At 62.6% G+C, this 23,201-nt stretch carries 21 protein-coding genes and 1 tRNA gene; 9 read left to right on the forward strand and 13 right to left on the reverse strand.

Going from position 1 to position 23,201, the window contains the following annotated elements; all coding sequences use genetic code 11:
- Window positions 1-4 precede the first annotated feature (4 nt).
- A complete protein-coding gene (locus QZ408_RS05805) occupies window positions 5-1,057 on the forward strand; it encodes an iron ABC transporter permease (protein WP_292490276.1) in 1,053 nt (350 codons plus the stop codon).
- Window positions 1,057-1,845, forward strand: a complete 789-nt coding sequence (locus tag QZ408_RS05810; protein WP_292490277.1) for an ABC transporter ATP-binding protein — start codon at window positions 1,057-1,059, stop codon at window positions 1,843-1,845. Before QZ408_RS05805 ends, QZ408_RS05810 begins: the two co-directional genes overlap by 1 nt.
- A 7-nt stretch (window positions 1,846-1,852) precedes the next feature.
- Here QZ408_RS05810 and QZ408_RS05815 read toward each other — a convergent pair whose 3' ends face one another.
- The 3 genes from QZ408_RS05815 to QZ408_RS05825 form a co-directional block, all read right to left on the reverse strand.
- A complete protein-coding gene (locus QZ408_RS05815) occupies window positions 1,853-2,113 on the reverse strand; it encodes a DUF3303 family protein (RefSeq protein WP_292490278.1) in 261 nt (86 codons plus the stop codon).
- Window positions 2,114-2,194: 81 nt separating this feature from the next.
- Window positions 2,195-3,478 (reverse strand): chloride channel protein, encoded by a 1,284-nt coding sequence (locus QZ408_RS05820; RefSeq protein WP_292490489.1) that lies wholly within the window; start codon window positions 3,476-3,478, stop codon window positions 2,195-2,197.
- Window positions 3,479-3,584: 106 nt separating this feature from the next.
- A complete protein-coding gene (locus QZ408_RS05825; protein ID WP_292490279.1) occupies window positions 3,585-4,061 on the reverse strand; it encodes a PRC-barrel domain-containing protein in 477 nt (158 codons plus the stop codon).
- Window positions 4,062-4,317: 256 nt separating this feature from the next.
- Here QZ408_RS05825 and QZ408_RS05830 point away from each other — a divergent pair, with 256 nt between their 5' ends.
- From QZ408_RS05830 to QZ408_RS05850, 5 genes are all read left to right on the forward strand, one after another.
- The gene (locus QZ408_RS05830) at window positions 4,318-4,611 is read left to right on the forward strand and encodes a hypothetical protein (protein ID WP_292490280.1); all 294 of its coding nucleotides are present in this window, start codon (window positions 4,318-4,320) and stop codon (window positions 4,609-4,611) included.
- A 346-nt stretch (window positions 4,612-4,957) separates the two neighbouring features.
- Window positions 4,958-5,452 (forward strand): hypothetical protein, encoded by a 495-nt coding sequence (locus tag QZ408_RS05835; RefSeq protein WP_292490281.1) that lies wholly within the window; start codon window positions 4,958-4,960, stop codon window positions 5,450-5,452.
- A gap of 140 nt (window positions 5,453-5,592) precedes the next feature.
- Window positions 5,593-6,465, forward strand: coding sequence for a cache domain-containing protein (locus tag QZ408_RS05840; protein WP_292490282.1), 873 nt, complete (start codon window positions 5,593-5,595; stop codon window positions 6,463-6,465).
- Between the two features lie 330 nt (window positions 6,466-6,795).
- Entirely contained in the window at window positions 6,796-7,011 is a 216-nt protein-coding gene (locus tag QZ408_RS05845) for a hypothetical protein (protein WP_292490283.1), read from the forward strand.
- Window positions 7,012-7,055: 44 nt separating this feature from the next.
- Window positions 7,056-8,318, forward strand: coding sequence for a hypothetical protein (locus tag QZ408_RS05850; protein WP_292490284.1), 1,263 nt, complete (start codon window positions 7,056-7,058; stop codon window positions 8,316-8,318).
- Window positions 8,319-8,382: 64 nt separating this feature from the next.
- Here QZ408_RS05850 and QZ408_RS05855 read toward each other — a convergent pair whose 3' ends face one another.
- The 4 genes from QZ408_RS05855 to QZ408_RS05875 all read right to left on the reverse strand — a co-directional run bounded on the left by QZ408_RS05855 (window position 8,383) and on the right by QZ408_RS05875 (window position 14,077).
- Window positions 8,383-8,820, reverse strand: coding sequence for a YkgJ family cysteine cluster protein (locus QZ408_RS05855; RefSeq protein WP_365995639.1), 438 nt, complete (start codon window positions 8,818-8,820; stop codon window positions 8,383-8,385).
- Between the two features lie 348 nt (window positions 8,821-9,168).
- A complete protein-coding gene (locus QZ408_RS05860; protein WP_292490286.1) occupies window positions 9,169-10,938 on the reverse strand; it encodes a PAS domain S-box protein in 1,770 nt (589 codons plus the stop codon).
- A 79-nt stretch (window positions 10,939-11,017) separates the two neighbouring features.
- Entirely contained in the window at window positions 11,018-13,384 is a 2,367-nt protein-coding gene (locus QZ408_RS05865) for a PAS domain-containing protein (protein WP_292490287.1), read from the reverse strand.
- Between the two features lie 513 nt (window positions 13,385-13,897).
- On the reverse strand, window positions 13,898-14,077 hold the full coding sequence (locus QZ408_RS05875) for a hypothetical protein (RefSeq protein ID WP_365995642.1): 180 nt from the start codon (window positions 14,075-14,077) through the stop codon (window positions 13,898-13,900).
- Between the two features lie 258 nt (window positions 14,078-14,335).
- Here QZ408_RS05875 and QZ408_RS05880 point away from each other — a divergent pair, with 258 nt between their 5' ends.
- On the forward strand, window positions 14,336-14,473 hold the full coding sequence (locus QZ408_RS05880; protein WP_292394915.1) for a hypothetical protein: 138 nt from the start codon (window positions 14,336-14,338) through the stop codon (window positions 14,471-14,473).
- A gap of 24 nt (window positions 14,474-14,497) precedes the next feature.
- Here QZ408_RS05880 and QZ408_RS05885 read toward each other — a convergent pair whose 3' ends face one another.
- Complete coding sequence (locus QZ408_RS05885) at window positions 14,498-15,121, reverse strand: nucleotidyltransferase domain-containing protein (RefSeq protein WP_292490290.1); 624 nt, start codon at window positions 15,119-15,121, stop codon at window positions 14,498-14,500.
- Between the two features lie 1,659 nt (window positions 15,122-16,780).
- Here QZ408_RS05885 and QZ408_RS05890 point away from each other — a divergent pair.
- Window positions 16,781-16,915: a hypothetical protein gene (locus tag QZ408_RS05890; RefSeq protein ID WP_292490291.1), complete on the forward strand. Its 135-nt coding sequence runs from the start codon at window positions 16,781-16,783 to the stop codon at window positions 16,913-16,915.
- A 280-nt stretch (window positions 16,916-17,195) separates the two neighbouring features.
- On the opposite strand, the gene QZ408_RS05895 is transcribed toward QZ408_RS05890, so the two are convergent.
- The 5 genes from QZ408_RS05895 to QZ408_RS05915 all read right to left on the reverse strand — a co-directional run bounded on the left by QZ408_RS05895 (window position 17,196) and on the right by QZ408_RS05915 (window position 23,139).
- Window positions 17,196-17,278, reverse strand: a tRNA-Leu gene (locus QZ408_RS05895).
- Between the two features lie 43 nt (window positions 17,279-17,321).
- Window positions 17,322-18,188 carry an alpha/beta hydrolase gene (locus tag QZ408_RS05900; protein WP_292490292.1) on the reverse strand — a complete coding sequence of 289 codons (867 nt, stop codon included), beginning with the start codon at window positions 18,186-18,188 and terminating at the stop codon, window positions 17,322-17,324.
- A gap of 9 nt (window positions 18,189-18,197) precedes the next feature.
- Entirely contained in the window at window positions 18,198-22,061 is a 3,864-nt protein-coding gene (locus QZ408_RS05905) for a DNA-directed DNA polymerase II large subunit (protein WP_292490490.1), read from the reverse strand.
- Between the two features lie 89 nt (window positions 22,062-22,150).
- The gene (locus tag QZ408_RS05910; RefSeq protein WP_292490293.1) at window positions 22,151-22,744 is read right to left on the reverse strand and encodes a CheB methylesterase domain-containing protein; all 594 of its coding nucleotides are present in this window, start codon (window positions 22,742-22,744) and stop codon (window positions 22,151-22,153) included.
- A gap of 8 nt (window positions 22,745-22,752) precedes the next feature.
- Window positions 22,753-23,139, reverse strand: a complete 387-nt coding sequence (locus tag QZ408_RS05915) for a response regulator (RefSeq protein ID WP_292490294.1) — start codon at window positions 23,137-23,139, stop codon at window positions 22,753-22,755.
- Between the last annotated feature and the right edge of the window lie 62 nt (window positions 23,140-23,201).

Raw genomic sequence — 23,201 nt, forward strand, 5'->3', positions numbered from 1 at the left:
ACCCATGGAAGAGATCGTCGCCCTGCGTGAAGGCTACTCCCGGATCAGGAAGACCCGGGCGGCCTTCATCGGCGGGCTCCTTGTCCTGCTCGTCATTCTCATAGGGGTCGCGGTCACCCTCGGGTCGGCGGGGTTCACCGTGGGCGAGTCCTACCTCGCCATCCTCGCCGGCCTCTTCCCCGGGACCTTCACCGCCCCCGAGATGGCTGACGTCATCGTCTGGGACTACCGGCTCCACCGGGTCCTCTTCGCGGTCGCGGCAGGGTTCGGGCTTGCGGTGGCGGGAGCGGTGATGCAGGGGATCCTCCGAAACCCGCTCGCAAGCCCCTTCACCCTCGGGATCTCCTCGGCCGCCGCCACCGGGGCATCGGTCGCCATCGTCCTCGGCGCCGGGTTCGTCGGTGGGGAGTACCTCATCATCGCAAACGCCTTCCTCTTCGCCCTGCTTGCATCGGTTGCCATCTACGGCATGGCCCGCTACCGGGGCGTCAGTTCTGAGACGATGATCCTTGCCGGTATTGCCCTCATGTACCTCTTCTCTGCAGTGACATCGCTCCTCCAGTACGTCGGGACCGCCGAAGAACTCCAGGCGGTGGTCTTCTGGATGTTCGGGTCGGTGGGCAAATCCACCTGGCCGAAACTCGGGATCGTGACCCTCGTCCTCGCCTGCACCATCCCCTACCTCGTCTACCGGGCCTGGGACCTCAACGCCCTCGCCGAGGGTGACGAGGTGGCGGCCGGCCTCGGGGTGCCCGTGGAGCGGTCGATGATGGTCTTTATGATGGTCGCCTCCCTGCTCACCGCGGTGATCATCTGTTTCACCGGCACCATCGGCTTTGTCGGGCTCGTGGCCCCGCACATCACCCGGATGGCCATCGGCAGCGACTACCGGACCCTCATCCCGGCGTCGGGGCTCGTGGGGGCCGTCCTCCTCCTTGCCGCCGACAGCGTCGGGAGGAGCATCCTTGCGCCGCAGGTCCTGCCGGTCGGGATCGTGACCGCGTTCCTCGGGGTGCCGTTCTTCATCTACCTCTTCATGCACCGGAGGAATGCCTGATGGCGCTGCTCTCGGTCGAGGACCTCTCGTTCGCCTACCGGGACCGGGAGATCCTCTCCCGCATCTCGTTCCCGGTGGATGCGGGGGAGGTTCTCGGGCTCGTCGGGCCGAACGGGTGCGGGAAGACGACGCTGATCCGGTGCGTCGACGGCATGCTCGCCCCAAAATGCGGCAGGGTGCTGCTTCACGGGCAGGATCTCCGGGGGATGCACCGCCGCGAGGTTGCCCGGGCGATGGCCTACGTCCCGCAGTCGACCGGGAACCGGACCGCGTCGACGGTCTTTGAGACGGTCCTGATGGGGCGGCGGCCCTACCTGAACTGGACGGTGAGCCCCGCCGATGAGGAGAAGGTGGTCGAGGCCCTCGACCTCCTGGATCTCGGGGGGCTCGCGTTCCGGAAGGTCGGCGAGCTCTCCGGCGGGGAGCGCCAGCGGGTGATGATCGCCCGGGCGCTCGTCCAGGAGACCGGGGTGGTCCTCCTCGACGAACCGACGAGCAACCTGGACGTCCGCCACCAGATGGCGGTCATGGAGGTCCTCTGCGGGCTTGCCGAGCAGAGGGGGCTTGCGGTCGTCATCGCGCTCCACGACCTCAACCTCGCGGCCACCTACTGCCGCCGCCTCCTGGTTCTCGCAAAAGGATCGATCTACGGCCACGGGACGCCGGAGGAGGTCCTCACCCCGGAGATGCTTGGAAGCGTTTACGGGATCGAGGCGGTGGTGAAGCGGGACCTCCCGGCACCCTACGTGGTCCCGGTCAGGCCGGGACAACTGCAGGAGGGGGTGTAACGACCCCCTATCTCTTGAGGAGTCTCAGCGCCTCTTTAGCTTCCATCACCGGGTGCATCTCTTTGTAGCCGAGGTCGTCCCAGGGGTGGCTGAGCATCAGGAGGGCCGCCGGGTCGTCTATCTCGATCAAGCGGAAGACCGCGTTGCCGGCGAGATCGACCCACTCGTTGATCAACTTCGCGCCGTCCGGGATCTTCTCGGCGGCCCGCGCTTCCATGACCTCGCCCGTCTTTCCGGGCTCCCAGGTAAAGATATTCATAAACAGCATCTTTCCAACCTCTCGTTCTCACGCCGCACACCGGCCATGCCGGGGCGGACTGTCGGCGTCATCAACTCCCGGGCATATAAATCAGGTGCCCCTCCTCTCTTTTGCGGCGGCACCAAGCAGCATGGCGGTGACGGCGGAGATCACGAGGAGCACGATCATGTTCTGGTCGGCCGTGCCCACGACCACGACGAGAAGGATGGCGGTCAGGGGTGCCCCGAGCGCCAGGGCGATGGCGGCGACCTCGATGCAGAGCACGAAGATAGAGACCGGTATGCCCGGAAAGAGCAGGTTCAGGGCGAGCCCTACAAGCGTGGACGAGAAGATGACGGGAAAGATCGGGCCGCCGAGATACCCGCTCTTAAACGAGAGCGCAAGCAGGAGGATCTTCAGGATTGCCATGAAAAGAAGCATCCCAACCCCGAACCGGGCTGGGTCGGCGAGGATCCCGCGGATCTGCCCCTCCCCGGAGAAGAGCAACTCCGGGATGAAGTAACCGATGCACGCGATGACCACCCCCGCGGCGAGGACCCTGAGGATGACCGCATCCCCAAACATCCTCTCCATGACCGATCCTGCGGCCTGCATGGAAAGCCCCATAAAGACCGCGAGCAGCGCCCCGAGGATGCCGAGGGCGACCGCGTAGAGGATGTAGGCGAGGTTCAGTTCACCGATCGGCTCAAACGGGATGCTCCGGGCGAACGAGGGGAGCCCGAGGAACAGGTAGAAGAGGTAGCCGATGGTGCCGGCGAGCAGGTTCCAGGTGAGGAATTTCAGGGCGTTCCTGCTCCCGCCGACCTGGAACTCAGTGGCGAATATCCCCGTGAAGAGGACGTTGCCGATGATACCGTTGAAGGCCGAGGCAAGCGCCGCGACGTCAAACCCGAGTGCGGCGGCCGGGGAGCCGATCTTCAGCCTATCCCGGGTGTAGGACGATATGTAGCCGATGAGGACGGTGATGACCCCTTCGGGGCCGACGCTTGCCCCGGAGAGGAGCGAGAAGAGCGACGAGAGGAAGGCGCCGGGGAAGGTCCGGTAGTCGGGTTTCTCCCCGCCTCCCTTGAGCGACTCCGTGAACCCGCCGTGGATCACGGTCGGTGCGCGGAGGTATCTCCGGCAGAGGCCGACGAGGAGCGAGAACGCGAGGACACCGACCGGGATCGCCCAGCGGGGTGGTTTTAGAACGCCCTCCTCAAACCAGATGAGGTTGTTGAGCAGCCCGTAGATCTCCAGGTAGGCGACCGTGAAGACGATGGCGATTATGGCGATGAGGGCGACCTGCCGTAACTTCGGGGATTCTTCCCGGTTCGGGGGCGCGGCGTCGGCCCGGGCCCCCGGCGGAGCCGGACCGCCTGCGGGTGCAGTCATGTCTCGCACGGCAGGGCCTGTTCATCGCTCCCGGGTTATCTTCCTTGCGGTCAACCACCTCCCGCGGCCGGTGCTCTCTCCGCCTGAAAAAAGTATTGTTCCCGGATTACTTCTGCCGGGGCCGCGTCTCGACCCGCTCGGTCGTGATGACCTCCGGCGGCGGAGCCTCCTGCCGCTTCACGGCCTCCGCCTCCTCCCTGCTCGGGGGTGTCATGGCCCGGGCCGGCTGGATCAGGTCAAAGTCCGCTTCCCGGGGCCAGTTGTCCTTATCAAAGCCCGATCTTTCGTCCAGCCGCTGCTTGTCGATGTTCACCACAAAGGCGTCGTCCCCGGGCCGGTAGATCACGGCCTCGGTGGGGATGGCAAACCGCTTTGCCCCCACGCCGAGCATGCCCCCGTACTTGAGCACCAGGTACTTCACCCGGCCCTCGGGGAAGGAGATCTGCATATCCGAGATCTCCCCAAGGTCGTCGCCCTGGGGGTTGATCACCTTCTTATCCAGGACGTCGTCTGCCGACATGAACCACTCTTCCCCGGTCGTCCGCGTCCTGCGCTCGAGAACCACCTCTGAACGTTCCTGCATCTTCTTCACCTCCATCGCCCCCGATTCAGGGGGATACGCCTCCTGAAGCGGGGGTGCACTGAGTGCCGGGCACCCTTAAAATGGTTTTGCACCGGGAGGTCCGGGACACCCTGCCGGACCGGCACCCCGGGAGCCGCGGAGACGCGCTGTCGGGGAAAACCAGGCCACCTTATGCGTCTTTTCGGCCAGAGAAGCCGTTATCCGGCTCAGGTTTAAATAGATGTAGTTATGTACTGCATGCGTCAATCCCCTCTTTATGGAGTCCACGATCAGACTCGATCTCACCAGGATCCTGGCGGCGACGGGCGAGTTGCAGCACTTTCTCGACCTGGGCACCGCCCGCTTGCGGGTGGCGGGGCCATTATCGCAGGAAGCGTCCGAGGCGTTGATCTTTGCGATGGCCGACGAGCTTGAGGATCATCTCCGGACGATGCGTGACCGGCAGGGAACCGCCACCATCCGCGACATCCGCACCTGGACCCGGGCCTGGATAGGCGAGCAGGAGGCGGCATTCCTGGAAACGCCTCCGGGAAACGGGGATCGGGGGTAAACGTCTCGGGTGAGTAAGGGGGCGCACGGCGTACCTCCGGGGTCAACCCGGGCGGCGCGCTGCCTGCCTTCAGCAACGATATGCGGCCGGCGACAGACCGTCAGGTATGAGACTCCGCCGACGATCTCCGGCCCGCGCAGAAGACCGGCTACATGGTGGAGATGGACGAGACCCGGTGGATCGGAGCCGGAAAGGAACCTTCCCGGCCGGCAACCTCCCGCGCCTGAGAGCGGGGGCCTGCCGGGGCTATCCCCCTTCCCCCCGGATGCGGGACGGTCGCGATGGGTGCCGGCCCTTGACCCCGCGATCTGAAAACTTATCACCGCCTACTACCCATGCGGCCCCGATGCCTCACTTCGACCTCTTCTTCAAGACCGAAGCGTTGCGGCGGAGGCTTGAGCCGCATCTTGGGCTCATCCCGCCGTTCTTCCGGTTCACCGTCCGGACCGGGACGCCGGAGGTTCGCTACTTCGACCAGAAAGACCCGATGTGGAAGGGGTTCCCCTTCCCGGTCCCGGCAAAGACCGTCTACGTCTTTGACGACGCGATACCCGCGAGGGCGCTCGGGGGCGGGATGGACATGCGGGCGAGCATCCGGGTCACGCGCGAGGACACGGATGACGAGGCGCTCGTCCTCCGCATCTGGCACGAGATCCTGCATGCGATCGGGCAACCGGCAGACGATATGGCCCGGCGGGCGGCCGAGTGGCAGAGCGTCTCCGATCGGCTCGTGTGGGCGGCCTGGCAGTCGCTCTCCCGGCCGGTTGACGTGCCGTTCTGGCACCGGAAGTTCTACGCGTGGCTGACGGAGCGGGCGGCGAGCGGGGCGGGGGGAAGGTAGAACCGTGGCCCCCGCCCGGCGTCCCCCTCAAGGCCAGGACGCGGCCCCTGCTGCTATCGGGGCTCCGCCTGCCGGCAAATCTATCTGCGGGCAAAACCAACCTGAAAAAAATGAGATCTCTCACGATTTCATTCACTGTCATGCTCGTTCTCGGCCTGTCGTTGATCTCGGCCGGTTGCATGCAGAGCGAGTCCGGTGCAGCCGTCCTGACTGTACCACAGGCACACTACACCTCGAACGAGACGCTCGTCGCCTTCGTCGAGAGCGCGGTTGCCTATGTGAAAGAGAATGGCAAGGAGGCCGCTCTTGCCGAGTTCAACGACCCGAATGGATCGTTTGTCCGGGGCGAACTCTATATCTACGCGTATGACTTCAATGGCACCACCCTCGCCCACCCGGTCAACCCGGAAAAGGTCGGCGTCAACCGCCTGAATGAGATCGAGGGGGATGTGGGGACGTTCCTCCGGGAGATGAACGATGCTGTCAGGAACGGGGACGGTTTCGGCCGGATTGCATACATCAACCCCACGCGTGACCGGATGCTTGAGTCGAAACTGGCGTACGGGGTGCAGGTGGACGAGGAATGGTGGCTGGGGTCCGGGATCTACACGGGGCCTGCCGATCTGCCCGCGGCAGCAATCCCGGCGGTCCGATCCGATTACCCTGCGATGGTCGGAGTCTGGAGAGCGGACAATGGAGCCATGTACTTCCTGAACGACACGATCGATGAGATGTCCGCCGGAGAGAACATGTGGGTGGTCAACGCGCAGAGCGATCGGGTCATCAGCGGGTTCAAGGTGTTCTCCCTGCCGGACGGAACGGTAGAGAACCAGACGTTTGTAGGCATATTCAACCCGGACAGAGAGACCATATCGTTTATCGACCAGCCGGGAGGATGGGCGACGGGATCCCTGGCCGGCCAGGACACTCTCTTCATCGCCTGGACGAACCCGGGCGATGATACGGTAACGATGGCGGGGGTCCTGACCCTGCACCGGGACAATACCGTATAACATCCTCTTTTTTCCCGATACATCCCCGGCACCGGGATCTTCGAAGCCGCCCTGAGGACACATCGTTCGGCTGTTCCCGCATGGTCCCCAACGAGACGGCGGCCACTCCCTTCCGTTTGCCCGGGTTCTCCTGGAGGATTGAAACGGCGTCCCGATTCTGCGCAGGCGGTCTTCTCCTGCTCCTTTACGGTATCGAACGAATTGCCCTATCAGGCCCCTAAATTCCCGTAATGTCCTATTCCACTGTTTTCTCTGGATATTTCTCGTAACCCGACGCGATGCATTCCGAAATCCTCAAACCACGAGAGGAAAACCTACATGAATTTCCGGATGACCCTTGAGATCCTGATTATCCTGCTGTACCTCGCAGCGATGCTTGCCATCGGCTTCATCGTCCAGCGCCGTAGCGGCGTCGAGACCTCGAAGGGGTACCTGGTCGCCAACAGAAACGTCGGTCCCTTGCTCATCGGTGGGACGCTGTTTGCCACGTTCTGGGGCGGCGGCACGCTTCCTGGGGACGCCGGGGAGAGGCCGATCATCTGGTGAGGAAACCCCTTTTTTTATAGATAATCCCGGAGAAATTATGATCGATGAAACTGCCGCACGGGAATCGATTCGGGAGGAGTAGGGAGGCAGAGGTCCCGGTGATGTCACCGGACGAGTTCTCACAAAAGCTTGCATATTCCCGGACCGAGGCGGAGAAGATCCTCAACGCGGCAGAGGACGACCTCGCAACCCTTACCGGGATGAAGTGGAGTCTTCGTTATACGTCGCCCATCCTTGGGGCGGCGGTCCTGATCAACCTGGGGCTCCTGCTCGCATATACCGGGGAATATTATCTCTACTGGATCATGGCGTCCTTCATATTCCTGATGATCAATCCCTTCCTCCTCCTGCTCCCGACCGATACGGGCGATCTGAAGTCCTATGTCAGGTATTTGATCGATCTCAAGAACCGCGAGAGAAAGAGCATCGAGGAGATCCTCTCATGGGAGCGTCTTGAGAAGACCGCCGCCGTCCCTGCCGATGCGATAGAGGTACTCAGGCGGCTCACACAGCAGAGGAACGCTCTCTATGAACTCAGCTGGAACCTGTTCTTCATCAACTGTCAGCCGCTCGCGCCGGGCTTTCTCGTGCTCTTCGTGCTCTCCTCGGTCTTTGCGCTTGCAGGCTGGATCACGAACGGTCAATTCGAGTCGTACTCCGCCGTGATCGTCATCATCCAGTCCGCCGCAATCATCGTCTTCTATGGTGTGATCGTGTATGTGCAGCCGTATTCGCGTGGTTTCTTTGCAGGGATACTCGGTATGCAGTCCCGGTTCAAAGAACGGTATAACGAGGCCTGGAGCCAGGGGCTAAAGTATGCGCTCACCGTTGCCGTCGTGACAACCGCTGCCGGCATCATCTCCATCGCGGGGATCGTTCTCCCCGGGGTGACGTACAACAGTTTCACCTCCGCTGAAGCCGATATCGAGCTCGGGGCCGGCATGTTTGCCTTCATCTTTCTGACGCAGATGATCGCTGTGCGGCACCTCCAGGGAGGTTACAGCCGCACACTCGTCTACTCGCTCTTATCGTCCAGGATCGAGACGATCCGCGAGGAGGTGCTTTTGGCCATCGCAGACCTCGCCCTGGCGTCGCCCCGCGACGCCGTGACCCCCCGGATGGCAGAAGACCTCAAGAGGATAACCCTTGATCTGACCCGGTACCGGGCGCTCAAGATCGACTACGCGTCGCTATTCGGCTATTTCCCCGTCTGTATGGTGACACCGGACGTTGGTGCCATAATGCATGTTGCCGAGACAGCGGATGGTGGCCGCGGAAGGACCCGTGCCGGCGAGGCGGCAGCGTAATCCCTGGACCCACATGTGGGGTCTGAATGTCGCCTGTCCCCATGTTCGAAGTCTCCCGGGCAAACTACCGGCGGACACAGTATCCGGCTGCCGTGAGAATAGTGATGAAGGCATCATCCCATTCTGTGCCGCAGAGCCCGTCCAGCGTCGGTTGCACCCGTTCCCAGAGCCGGCCGAGTTCGTCGGTGTCCGGAATGAGCGCCCTCTGGTACGTCACACGTCCCGCCAGCTTCCCCTGCGAATCGAGGATGAGCAGGCGGCAGCAGTATTCGCGGCAGAGGTCGGGGCGTGTCAGGTGGACCGTGCACCACGCCTTTCCCGTCTCCCCGTCAAATCTCAGAAAGGGGCAGGCGTTCGGCAGTCCCCCGATGCTGCTCCTGTCCTCAAAGAGGGCGATCTTGTCCGGATCGACCCGCACCTCTTCTGCATCCCCGGTATAGTGGTTGTGCACGACAAACGTGTAGTCGCCACGCTCTTCGATAAACCTGTGGACGTCCCGCATGTGGGTGCAGCACCTGCCGCACTGACAGCACTTACCTGCGATAGTGCTCCCCTCCCCGGGCACCGGACAGCTGGCGTACTGGCATGCTCATCATCCGGTATTCTTCACCGCAATAGTATTATAATACCTGCCGGAGAGCTGCCCGGGCATTGACAAGCCGCCGGGTTCCGGCCACCGGCACGTCGATGCCGGTCACAGCGCGGGGGAGCCGTGACCGGCCGAAAGGAGGGGCACGAGCCTCAACGCAGAGCGAGGGGGCGGCGGCGTCCGGCTCCGGTGGTGGCGTCAGGTCCGCCTTGAGCGTGGCTTCGGGCACGACCGTCGGCGCCGTCGCCGTGATCCCGGCGCTCACGCCGGTTCGTGCCGCTGGAGGAAGTCGCGGATCTTTCTCGACTCAATCCACCCGAGATCCAGCTGCCGTATGATATCGTTGATCCGGTCGACCTGGTCGCGAATGATATCCATCTCCTTCCCGCCCTCGGAGAGCTCCACCATGCCGAGGATCACCTGCAGGGGCTGGCGGACATGATCCCCGAGGATCGCGAACTGCTCGATGTTCTGCTGGATCTGCTCGTAGGCCTGCCGCCGCAGAGTATCCTCTTTCACCTGTGCGGTGATATCCTGGACGAGCACGACGTAGCCGCCCGGAGACGCCTCGTCCGCCTGCCGTATCTTCGTGATGAGCGTGTCCAGGTACCGGGTCCCTGAACGCGACGTGGCGTAGAGGTTTTGCCGTTTCACCAGTTCGAAATCGAACTCCGACGTGTAGTGAACAGTCTCGCCGCCCCTGAGCCGGGCCAGCTCCGGTTTAGGGATGTTGGGGTCCAGAAACAGATTGAAACCCACAAGTCCGTCCCGGTCGAGGACGCCGAATATCCGGAGGGCGGCGGGGTTGACGTCGATGAGGATTCCTGCCGCGTTGTAATACTCGATCCCGATGGAAGACTCGTTAAATATGCTCCGGAACCGCTCTTCGCTCTCTCGCAGGGCCTCTTCCATCTGTTTTCGCTCCGTGACGTCCCGGGCGATGCCTTCGATGGCGATGAGCAGCCCCTTCTCGTCGCAGACGGGGACGTTCTGCGATTCCACCCAGATTACCTTCCTGTCTTTTCGGAGCCATCTGAGCATGAGTGGCCTGTCCGGAGCAAACTCCCCTTGAAAAACCGCTTCCAGGAGCGGCAGATCATCGGGATAGACGAAACGTAATACGATCTCGGGATCCGCATAGACCTCTTCAGGGGTATAGCCGGCGATCCGCGTAACGGCCGGGCTGATGTAGGAGAAACGGCGAACCGGTTCAAGCTCGATCCGATAGACGATGTCGCGGGCGCTGCGCAGCATGAGGTTCAGCGTATCCGTGCCCGACCGGCACTCCTCTTCTGCCCGCACCCTGCCGGTGGCGTCGACCGCCGTGCCAGAGATGCCGACGATCCTTCCATCGGCATCCCGGAGTGGTTTCAGCGTCATATCCAGGACATGCCGCGTGCCGCCGAGGGTGACCGTCACCTCCTCCTGCAGCACCTCCCCGGTCTCCAGCACCCGGCGCTTGAGCGAGGTCAGCCTGTCGGCGTCCTCGGGCCCGAAGAGATCGGCATCGGTCCTGCCGACCACCTCCGTATCGGGGAGTCCGGACTTCCGGTTGTATGACCAGATGTAGCGCAGGTTCTGATCCTGGACAAAGACGACGACCGGGGAATGGTCGAGGCCGGCCCGAAAGAACCGGGCAGTCGTATCGCCGGAGGTGTCGTGGAAACGGAGGATCCTGTATCCGGTCCCTGCATACGTCGTATTCCGGTCGTAGGCGAGAGAGAACCAGTGAAGGTCCCCGGTGCGGTCCCGGACCCGTATCGGCGCCCGGTGGATGCTCCTGTCGTTCTGCAGGTCTATAGCGACCTCCTGCAGGGATGCCGTATCCGGCGACAGCGGTGCCACGTGCCTGCGTATGAAGTCTGAAGCGCTCGCCCCTCTCTCCTCCTCAGGGGTCACGTCCAGGAGTTCTGAAAGCGCCCTGTTGAGCCAGATCACCGTCCGGCCCCCATCAAACACGAGGATGCCCCCGGCTTCTCCGTCAAGGGCATTGAATAGACGCTGTTCTTCGATCTGCTGCACGGAAGTCATTGTTCCCTGATCACACGAGTTGTATTGCTCTCCGTTCCCGCCCCCGACCGACTGCCTCTGGCGGGGACTCCCTCCCCGATCATGCCACGACTTCCTTGAGCGTGAACCGGAACGCAGCGCCCGCTTCCGTGGTGCCGGCCACCCGGTCCTCGACCCAGATGCGCCCGCCGTAACGCTCCAGGAGCGTGCGGCAGATGTAGAGGCCGAGCCCCTCCCCCCGTACCCTGGTTCGCCCTCGTTCGAACCGATGGAAGATCGACTCCTTCAGTTCGTCGGGAACGCCGGAGCCTGTGTCGGCTACGGTGACGACGATGCTGCCGTCGAGCGTCTCGACCGAGATGGTAACAACGACGCCGGGGCCGCCGAACTTGACGGCATTCCCGATGAGGTTGTGGAAGACTTCGGCAAGGAGGTCGTCCGCCCAGACCATGCGAGAAAACCCCTCGTACCGGATCTCGGCTTCGGGGAAGTCCTTTTGTTCGCTGACGATCACGCCGTGAAGGTCGATCGGCTTCAACGGCGCATGTTCCTGATGAATTTTGCGGATCATTGCAACATTCTCCAGGATCTCCGTGCTTTTATCGATGCTCCCTTTCATCTTCCGGACATACGTTTTGGGCTCTCCTTTCAGGATCTGCATCAGCAGGTCGGTATACAGGGTGGCGACGCAGTTGATGTTCCTGATGTCGTGCGTGAGGATGTCCAGGTACAGGTTCGCCTCGTGGTTCGCGACCTCGAGATCGTGGAGGAGCCGGGCCCGTTCTTCCTCGGCCCGCTTGCGGTCGGTGATATCCTGCGCGAACTCGATGAGACCAACAAGCTCTCCCGTCTCGCCGGTGACGGGATACCCCCGGAGGAAGAAGACCCTCCCGTCGGGTGCGGCGATCTCGGTCTCCTGGGGCTGTCTGGTCTCCCGGGCAAGAACAACCGGGCATATATCGCAGACGCCTGTGCGGTTGTGCCATATCTCGTAGCATCGATGCCCGATCAGGTCCTCCGGTTCCCTGCCGATGAATGCGGCGGTGGCGCGGTTGACCCAGAGCACCTTAAGATCCGTGCCATAGTAGGCGAACATCTCGGCAGTCGAGTCCAGAATAAGGGCTTTCTCCCGCTCTGCCCGCCACAGGGCCTCTTCGGTACGCTTTCGTTCCGTGATGTCCCACGCGTTTACGACAAAACCCCTGATATGGGGGTCGCCTAAGAGGTTGGTCACGATTGCCTCGATCACGTGCATGCCGCGCGGGCCGCGGAAGCGGACCTCGAACTGCACGCTCCCTCCCGGCCTCTCTACCAGAGTCGATACCACCTCCTTCACCCGCGGCAGATCCTCGGGCTGGATCAGATCGAACGCATGCTTCCCGATCAGCCTATCGGGCGGAAAACCGTCTACCTGCTCGATAGGCGGGCTCGCAAACCGGATCTTTAACTGATCGTCGACGATGAGGATGAATTCGGAACCCTTCTCGACGAGGGCCCGGAACGTCTTTTCGCTCCCACGCAGTTCGGCCTCCGCCTGGTGCCGCTGGAGGGCAATCGAAGCAAGGCTCCGGAAGACCTCGAAGGCCCGGAAATTGACCTCTCCGCCCTCCCGTCGGGTAAGGATCACCGCCGTCCCGAAGATTTCGCCTTTCCAGGTGAACGGGATGCAGTACATTGCCCCGATGCCGGCAATAACCTCGAATTTGAGGCAGATCTCCTGCGAGATCTGCCCGAGGGCGATCTCCTGCAGCCCCCCTTTCACCTCCTCGATCTCGCCGTGGATCATGATGTTCCGAATATGCGGGGGGATTTCGAGGGAGATCCCGACGAGGTCCTCCCCGAAGGTCTCGATGATGTCCGGCAGGAACGGCTCGATGCCGAAGAACGCCCGGGGGGTCAGGGTGCCCGCCTCGATATCGGCGGCGCTCACGATGACGATGGAACCGGGCGCGAGTTCGTGGAGGTAGGCGCCGATGGCGGAGAAGGGGTCGGCCTCGGGCGGCATCGCGGCAAGCTCCGTCGCCGCCCGGGAGAGGAAGGCCAGGTCGCCTGATGTCCGCCGCACCTCTCTTTCGGCCGCCTCCCGGCGGGTGACGTCGCGGAAGCGGACGATCCAGTCGCCGGTCTGCCTCACCCGCCTGGAGGAGAAAGCGTACCACCGCTCCCCGCCGGCCGCGGACACCCTGACCGTGACTCCGCCGGACCCGGTGCGGTTCTGCAGCAGCGAGAGGATCCGCTCCCTCGGCTCCCCCTCCGCCTTCCCTTCAGGGAGGATTCGGTCGGCGACGATACGGGCCGTATCCACACCGCGGGCGTCATCGGCGGAGATCCCGGCGAGGTGTTCCATGGAAGGGGTGATGGTGCGGACGTTCATGTCAGAATCGGCGAGGATGACGGCATCCTCTATGGCTTCCAGTATCTGCAGTATCTCGGGTTGTACTTCCATATCCGGCTCAGTGGTCCGCATGCGGCCCAACTCCGTCCGGCAGGATCGCCATCGGCAGGGAGATCCTCATGCAGGGTTCTCCACAGGGATAACGTCACGGAGAGTATATAATGATCCGTCTTGCCATGGCCCTCAAGATGAGCGCCCCTGCCTGGTCCCTGCGGCGCCACCGTGCATGAGGACAGCAGGTGGTAGGCCACGGTCCGCAGCCGTGGTTTCACGTTCGAGGGGGAAGGTCTACCCGGCCTGGCCGGGGCTATGACTCGGTACTTCCGGTAGACTATTGCTCCGGTTCCCGATCTCAATCACGAAGATGACCAATACATCGTCCTCGATGGTGAGAATCACGCGGAACTGCCCCACCCGGAAGGGAGTAAAGCGGGTTATCGCAGTTCTCCCTCAGTTTCTTGAGGTGGCACCGGGGCTGGGGCTCGTTCGCAAGTGCGTAGAACTCGTCCCTGATTCGCTGTTGGTCAGATGGGTTGAGATTCGCAAAATCACGTTCCGCGCCGGGGGTGATGACGAGCCGCCAGGTCATTCGAGGCCCTGTTCCCGGACGACCTCGTCAAACGGGCGGCACCGGCCGGCGCGGATATCGACGATTCCCCCCCCGATCTTCTGCAGCGTCTCCACGCTCAGGGGTTCCGGATCGTATGCCATATTCAGGAGGCGGTTTAACGCCTCTTCATAGGTCTCCTGTGGGTGGATCTTCACGGCATCCGGGCGGGCCCTGGTCTCGGGCCGGAGCAGGATCGTGGAACCATGGGGGCTACGGGTGGCCATGGGGTATGGAGGTTGCCCCCCGGAAAGGGGGAGATGTTCCGGATGCGATCCCGATGATGATAGTAGATGCTGTCATTCTGCTGCTAATGAGATGGTGTCAGGGTATTTCAAAAATGCAGCCCTTTCAGAGATATTTATATGAAGGAAAACGGTGAATAGAACCAGTCAAAGAAGTAGCAAGGTACCTGTATGCCAACGACTAAGAAACAAATGGAGAAGTTGAACAGAGCAAAGAAGGCCAAGGCAGAAGAACTCGCGCAGCAGGCGGCTGCGGGTAGCCAAGCCGCCAAGAAGAAGCTCAAGAAGCTCGAGAAGAAGATCAAGTGAGCCGCCTGGGATTTTCAACTGTTTTTAATTTTCATTTAATTGGTAGGTTTCATCCGGCGTGTTGATGATCGGGGAGAGTTCTCGCGCAAGGGTGTTCTGGTGCATATGTAAGATCTCCTGGATAGGCTCTTTGTCGAGGGTCTCGATATAGAGGTCGATATCGCTCGCGGGCGTATCCTCTCCTCGCGCACAACTGCCGTAGAGGATAACGTTCGTCGTCATACCCCGCAGGTCCCGTATAAGGGCCTGCAACTCAAGGAGCGTGAACCAGACCTTCATCTGCCGCAGGAGGATATTCTCCATATTCGCCTGGTAAAAGGCGAGGTTTCCCACATCTTCGCGGGTGACCAGATCCATCGCCTCAAGGTCTTTGAGGTTTTTGCTGACGAGCGAGACATCGCGGTGCACTATCCGGGAGATCTCCCGGACGTGAAACTTCCTCGTATAGTCCCTCCCGAGCAGGACGAGGAGGATCAACGACGATCTCCGTAAGAGCGATCCATACGCGTCCAGAAAGTCCCAGGGATGAAGATATACGGGCGGGATGCTCCCCTCTACCGCGGGTTCCTGCGTCTCTTCATCCGGGAGCTGCCGGCCGGGGTTCTCATATTGTTGAATATTGTTCAACAGGTGTTGATTCTTTCTCATCAGTTGTTGAGTATATGTCAGCAAGAGTGCATAATGATGCCCCGGGAGGCTCATCATTTGCATGGGCGTACCTTGATGTGGTATTTGTGCAGCAACCCGTTGCACAAATTGCCCGACTCTACGATCGTTCAGCAGTGCATAACAGGGTCGGGCATTTGTGCAGGAGGTGCTTGCACAGGTTGCGCGGAGTCATCGGACCGCATGACGTCGCCCCCGAAAGTCCGTTTTCCCGGCATGCCGGGTGGCTGGGATCCCGCTGCGCCTCCCCGGGCATCGCTACACTAAATTAGTAGTTGGGGGATCTGGCCCCGAACAGACCCTCGGGGAGGGTCGGCCCTGGACTCAAGGGGAAATGCCTCGCGATCGGCCTCTACGGCGCCGCTGCGGATGGGGCCGGACAGCGATCCTGACGATGGCAGCAGTGGCAGCACGATGGCAGCATATGTACAGCAGTTGCTGCCAACAGGAGATCGTGCGGAATGGGGTGGATTTCGGGAAAACTGTCCGGCATGTGGGTAGAGGATCTGTGCATGTACCTATGTACAGCAGAGTAGGAGAACGGAGAGCATGGGCGGTTGACCCCCTCCAGGAACCGGAGTGCCTGTGTTTTCCGCATTGTTGCCAATGATCCGGCAGATTCTGTGTATCCGGGCGGAAGCGTAAATCCGGGTCAGAATCTGGTTGCGTTCATTGGCAGCAACTGCTGCCAACGCTGCCCGCGGTCACCCTGCCCCCCTGGCGGCATCTATGTTTACACCTTTGCACCAGGTTTGCACCGGAATTTCGGGAAAAGTGCAAACGAATATCCCGGCCGTAACGGCCATAATTGTTCTATTGGAGGTATATGTACAGAGATATGTACAGATCAGGGTACTCATTTGCACCATTTACCGGGAACGGAGAGCATGCCTGCAGGGGCGAGCGACCTCTCATCTGGTCTCTGTGAAATCCGCACTGGTGCAAACATGCCAGGTATTCCTGAGGATATTCGACGGATCGGCGAACCGGCTGCATATGGCGGTTTTTCGTGGTGCAAATTCAGGTGCAAACGGGTGCAAAGGTGCAAACGACTGCCCCGGTCAACTCCGCCGCCGGGAGCAGTACTTTACATTCGATGGAGAAGTCCATTGGGCCTGGGGCGGTGATGCCGCCATCTGGCTGGATGACAGCCCGACGATGACAGCAATGACAGCAGTTTTCAGCAGAATGACAGCAACTGCTGCCAATGAGAAAACGCACAAATCGGGGATGGTTCTGAAAACGGATCTCAATCTGAGGGTAAGTACTGTACAGGTACACATATGTACAGCAGAATGAGAGAACGGAGAGCATGCACGAAGCAACTCCGGGTGCCGATGGGGGTCCCTGTGTTTCCCACGTTGCTGCCATCCAAACCGGGAAAATCCAGGATCATGGGCAAAACCGGGAACTCCCTCCGGTTCTCCGTCCGTTGAATGACAGCAGTTGCTGTCAACGTGCTGTCATCTGCTGTCACTTGCTGTCATCTGCTGTCATTTCCCGTGCATGGTCAACCCTGGCGATCGCATAGCCCCGGCGGCACCTCAATGTTTGGGCCCTCAGCGGGCTGATTTCTCGAAAGTGGTAGCTCAGGGAGGGATCTCTACTGGATACTCCACCCGGCTTATCGAGAGTGAGGCTATGGCGAAAGGCGACCCTATCATGACCGAGAACTACAACCTGCGCCTCCGGCCTACCGGCGGGCGCAAAGTCACCGAAGAGGTCAACCGGTGGTTCAACAAGACGGTGGTGTATCAGGGGAAGGAATCCACATAACGGTGGGCGCAAAAAGAGGGAAACGCCCCGTGTGCGGCAAATATCGCACCAAAATGAAGAGCGAGATGACGGCCGAAGAACTCAAAACCAGAATGCGGGCGCACCCTACCGCATGGTCACACCGTAGGGGCATTCCTGGGACCACCTCCCACAGCCGGATCCGTACCTCAGGTGGGGAATGTCACACCACCTCAAGAGGGGATACCACCCACAACAGGATCTTACCGCAGGTGGTAAATGTCAAATTTTTTTTCAGTTGCATATAACCCAAAAACCAGAATGCGAGGGGAGGGATTCGAACCCGCGAACTCCTTCGAGAGTCGATCTTGAGTCGACCGCCGTTGACCGCTTGGCTACCCTCGCGCCTGTACTTCTTGAACCTCTAGAGTAATGAGCTTGCTGGCGCCTACTCCCCCGGCACGTGCCGCCTCACAAACGCCCCGACCCGCTCCACTGCCGCCGCACCCTCCGGGAGGACGGCGGCAAACATCTGCCAGCAGTGGAACATCCCCTCCGTGCAGTCGAAGGCGACCGGCACCCCCTGGAGCCGGGCCGTGCTCACGAACGCCGCGATGCCGTCGACCAGCACCTCCCCGCCCCCCGCCTGGACGAGGAGCGGCGGCAGACCGGAGAGGTCCGCGTAGAGCGGCGACGCCAGCGGATCGCCTGGATCGTGGCCGGCGAGGTAGTCCTCCTGCATCGCCCTGAATCGCTCCGGCGCGAGCCAGTCGGTCTCCCGGTTCAGGAGGACCGATTCGCCGAGGAAGAGCATATCGACCGCCGGCGAGAGCAAGACCGCCGCTGCCGGCATCGGGAGCCCGAGTTCCTGCGCGGCAAGGAGCGTCGAGAGGACGAGCGTCCCGCCGGCCGATATGCCGACCGGCACCACCCGTTCAGGAGCATAGCCCTCCCCGAGCAGGTGGCAGTAGGCCGCAAGGCAGTCCTCCACCGCCGCCGGGAAGGGGTGCTCCGGCGCGAGCCGGTAGTCGACCGAGAAGACCTCCGCCCTCGCCGCATCCGCAATCCGGGCAGAGAGACCGAGGTACTCGGCCGTCGATCCGGTCGTAAACCCCCCGCCGTGGAAGAAGAGGAGGGTCCGGTCGGGCTGCGACGCAGGCGTCGTCACCCGGAAGGCGAGGACCCCGCCCGGGACCGCCACCCGCCCCACGGCGGGAGGAGGGTCGATACGGCCGCCCGAAAAGACCGCCCGCCCCGCCGCAGACCCCGGGGGGACGCTCCCCTTGAGGACCCGAAGAACCTCCACGGCCTCCATCCCCGCACCTCACATGAAGTCCGCAAGCCCGAGCTGCCGCTCCGGGGGCTCGCCGAAGGTCGACTCGATCTGCATGAAGAGCACCTCCACCCGCTGCTTCGTGTACTCCGATATCGCGTAAGTCTCGCAGATGTTGCGCGACATCTCCAGGTACTTCTTCACCGACCCCTCGTGGACTGTGGGGATGACGTTGCCCCCGCACCGGGTGCACCTCCCGGCAAGCGGCATCCGCCGGTACTTCGCGTTGCACTTCATGCACCGCACCTTCTGCTTCGAGAAGGCGTTGAGGTTGCCCTGGAGGTCGCGGATGAAGTGGGTGTTCAAGACCCTCTCCGCGACGTCGTCGGCATCCACCGCCCGGATCTTCTTTGCGAGGTCGAGTTCCGCATCGAGTTTCTCCAGCATCGTCCCGAGCTTCGTGTAGGTGGACTCAAGCGGCCCTGCCGAGATGTTCGTTGTAGGGTGGGTGAAGAAGAACCCCTCGACCTGGGCCGGGGTCCCGAGCCGCCGCTCCACCCGGTCGACGAACTTATCGAGGTCCTTTGGATGGGCGTAGGCGAGGCAGCCGTTGTAGACCTCGAGGGGATAGTGGTCGCAGACGTCGACGTTGAGGCTCTCCTTGTCGACCTCCGCCGGGTCTATCCGGGTGGTCAGGACAAGCGGCGCATCCATCGTCCCGCCCCGGGTCTCGGGGAGATAGGAGCGGGAGAAGTTGATCAGGCCGTCGAGGAGGAGCATCACGCAGTCCTCGTCGCCGTCGCACTGCCCGCAGAAGATCCCGTTTGCGACCAGGGTGTGGTTCTCTGCGACCGAGAGACAGTAGACCCGGTCGTCGAGCGCCTGGACGGTCTCCCGGGCCACGACCACGTCGCTGATGACGAGCCCGCCCTCCTCCGCCGGGATACGGTCACCGATCTTCACCTCGAGCGCCCGGATCTTCCGGAGGTAATCGGTGTCCCAGACCAGCATCGCGTGGTCGGGGGTGACCGTGAGAACCTTCCCCCGCCTCGTCACGAACCGGACGAGGTGCGCCGGGGCCCGGTGGACCGAGACCGAGGTGACCTTCTTGAAGCTGGTCACCCCCTGGGTGTCGATACTCCTGACATAGAACGGCTGCCGCGGGTCGGAGTAGAACGTCCCCACGTGGTCCAACCCGGGATTTGAGAGATCAAAACTCTCCACCACAAACTGCCGGATCGGCACCGTCATCCACCGCCGGCCGTCGGAGACGGTGATCTCCGTGTCGCCCGCAAAACAGTTCCGCCGTTTGGCCGCGTGGAAGAACGGGTGGCCGTAGCCGACCCCGGCCTTCGAGAACCCGATCAGCCGGACGAGGACTCCGGCGCTCGTGTGCGGCGCAAGCCCCATCAGGAGGTGGCCCACGAGGTCGAGCGGTTTCTCCGCCCGGTAGAAGGGCTCAAGCCCGTAGAGCCTCACGAGGAGGTCGTCGACGAACTTCGCCACCCGGACCAGCCACTCGCCGCAGTCCTCCGAGACCAGGATGTCCTGATGGCGGAGTTCCAGCACCTGGTCGGCGCTGGCGAGATCGCGGCCGTAGATGTCGCGGGTGTAGCCGAGTTCCCGGAGCCTCTCGATGGGGACGCCGACCTCGTCCGGCCGGAAGTGGGTCAGGGGCAGGTCGATCATATCGTAGCGGACGGTCCCGTCTTTAAAGACATAAAGGTTCTGCAATGCCCGGAGGATCCCCTTCTCGATCGGTTCCACCGGCCGCTCGCGGGAGATCAGCCCTTTGACGCCTTTCAGGAGCGGGATCGCTGATTCGCGCACCCCGACGTTCTCGAGCGCCGCCGCGTACTCGTTCTTCACGTTGATCGAGACCTTCTGGAGGCAGACCGTCGCCACGTTGCACCGGGGGCACAGGTCCTTCCCGATCTCCTGGCTGCACTTCGGGCACCGGAGGACCGGCCGCGTGTGCGTGCCGCAGTCGCAGAGGTTCTTGTAGGTGAACGTGCCGCAGGCGGGGCAGCGCCGCTCGCCCACCTCCACCTCGATCACGCCGCCGTCCGTGTTTGACCGGGGTCTTGAGGCGCAGGCCGCCTGGAACGACCGGCGCGAACCGCCCTCGTCCCCGATCGGGAAGAGCGAGTGGGGCGGCGGTTTCATCTCCCGCTGCTTCGACTTCCCCGGCCGCCCCATCCTGCCGCCAACCCGGGTGCCCGCCCGTGAGCGGACCACGAAACCCGAGAGGTGCATCACGAGGTCGAGCGAGTTCTCGCGGGGAGCGTCCTGCCAAGCCGGCCGTTTATCGAGGTGCAGCGTCAGCCCGAGGCAGGCGAGGAGCACCAGGTATTCGGAGATCGCGATCCGGTCGCCGGAGAGACGGTGAGGCACCAGGAGTTCTTCGAGGATCGCCTTCACCTCCGGGGTATCCGGCAGCGTCAGCACCCCGTCCTCGATCCGGCCGCCGGCGCTGATCCGGTCCGCGAGGAGGGCGATCTCGGCCGGGGCGACGTCGTCCCAGAGGTAGGTGTAGTCGGGGTGGAGGGGGATGCCGTCGAGCGCGAACTCTATAGCCTCAAGTTCGTTCTCCGGGTGCCGCGGACCCCCCTCGAGCCGCCACCACTCCTCGCAGTAACACGGGGGCATCAGCGGGTGGTTGTTCTCCATGAACTCCCCGAAACTGATCAGGATCTCGCCGTCGTCGAGGATCTCCTCGACCTGCCCGGCGATCCGCCGCGCCTCCGCCGCATCGTCCACCCGGCGGACCTCCCCGCTCCGGAGTTTGACCGTCGGGCCCTGGATCGAGTCCACCGGCACGATCCCTGCCGCCTTCCCGGGCCGCTCGATCTTCATCTGGGTCCCGACCGCGAGGAAGTCCCCGAGGATATGCATCGTCGCGGGGTTCAGGCCGGCGGCCGCAAACCCGGTGTTCCGCGACCGGCCGAGGCGCAGCCGGAACCCCCCCTTGCGCATCGGGTAGGAGAAGACCGGCCGGCCGCCGATCAGGTCCCGGAGGTACTTGTCCTTCGGTTTGACGGCGGCGCCCTTGTCGTCGTCATCGCTCTTTGCCGAGGCGCCGCCGCTGATCATCTCCTCAAGCCAGTCCCAGCCGGCCATCTTCATCTTTTTGACGTTTTTCACGATCTTCGGGGCTTTTAAGGCCAGCCCCTCCGCGACCACGAGCGCCATCCCGCCCCGGACGGTGTTCGTCTCCACCCGCTCCAGGTTCCGGTACCCGCTCACCTCCTGCTGTTCGGTCGGCTCGCCGTCGATGCAGACGGGGCAGTTCTCGATGATCGTCCGGAGCTCCTTCTCGCTCGGGAGGTACTGCAGGCTCATGATGTTGTTGTACTGCCGGATCTCCTCGATGTAGCGCTCCACCTCTTCAGGGCGGGGGATGTAGCGGTTGATCCCGAGCGCCTGGCGCACGTAGTCGCCCACCAGCACCGAGAGCGCCTGCGCCGTCCCGCCGGCGCTCCGGATCGGCCCCGCGTAGTAGATCTTGAGATAATCGGTCCCGTCGTCGTTCTTCCCGAGGCTGACCTTCGCGATCCCCTCCGTCGGGGCGGCCACCACCCCTTCGGTCAGGAGCGCCATCGCACCCCGGATGGCGTGGTCGAGGATCTCCTCCGTCGTGGTTTCGCCGAACATCCTTGCCGCAAAATCGTCGCCGATCCGGAGCGCCACCTCTTCGCGGGACATCTCCCGTTCGAGCTCGCGGATCCGGGCCGCGATCCCCGGATAACCGAGGAGCGCCTCCACGCGGTCGGCAAGGTCGCTTGCTATCGGGATCTCGATCTCCGTCCTTGGATCGAGCCCGCGGGCCCGTGCGGCAGCGGCGAGTTCCATGGCGGACGCAAGATTGGCCGCGAGATCGTCGAAGTACCGGGCGATAGCAGGTGAGACCTCCATGCAGGAACTATTGAGCCCTTCACGCATTTAGAGGCTCCTCCCCGGACGCAGAGTCCCGGTCCCGCCGGATCACCTTGGAGGCCAAATTTTCAGAGGACCGCGGCGATCCGTATGATTCGCTCCCGGATCCCTTCCGGGGGAAGCATCTGGTCCACCCGCCCGGTCTCGAACGCGGCGCGGGGCATGGCGTGGATGGCGCAGGTCCGGATGGTCTGCGCGAGGGTGACGCCCCCAACCGCCTTGATGTGGCGGATCCCTTCGGCGCCGTCGCTCCCCATCCCCGAAAGGATCACCCCGACGAACCGATCGTCGCCGTTGCGCTCAAGCGACATCATGGCGACGTCGATCGAGGGCCTGACGTACTGCACCTTCTCATCGTTGAAGAGGTGGATGACCCGGTTTCCAACGAGATTCAGGTGGACGTCGCTCGGCGCCACGTAGATCGTGCCGTGCTCAATCCGCTCGCCGTCCTCTCCGATCTTGGCCTCCATCCGGGAGATCTCCCTCAGGCGCCTGCAGAGCGCACTGTTGATGTAGTGCGGCATATGCTGGACGATGATGATGGTGGCATCGACAAGCGGGAAACGTGAAAAGATCGTCTCCAGCGTCCGCGGGCCACCTGTCGACGAGCCTATGACCACGATCGTCCGGCTGTCCCGGTGAAGAGATGCTACGTTCGCCATGCGCCCCCTCACACGAGGTAATCAAGGTAGCCCTTCACGATGGCCACGATCTCGTCTGCTTCAAAGGGTTTTGTGATGTAATCGATGACGTGCTCTTTGAGTGAATCCAGTTCCGTGTCCGGGATGTCCTTTGCCGTGAGCATCGCGACGATGTTTCCCTCCATCAACCCCCGGTCGATCATCTCCGCTATCGTCTCCCAGCCGTCCTTCTGGGGCATCATGACGTCCATCAGGATGACGCCCCGGAACCCCTTCTCCAGTTCCGCGATGCACGCATCCCCGCTCTCCGCGGCGACGACCCTGATCCCCTCCGGTTCGAAGAGTTCCTCCATCACCTCGAGGATGAACACATCGTCATCCACGACCATAACCTGCCGGCACGGCACTTCCGCCATCTGCTCCCTCCCCGGCACGCACCGGGTACCTGGTAGTTTCTCTCACCCGGACCAGAATATAA

Origin of the sequence: Methanoculleus sp. 10 (genome assembly GCF_913757945.1) — an archaeon.
In the GTDB taxonomy this organism is placed as follows: Archaea; Halobacteriota; Methanomicrobia; order Methanomicrobiales; family Methanoculleaceae; genus Methanoculleus.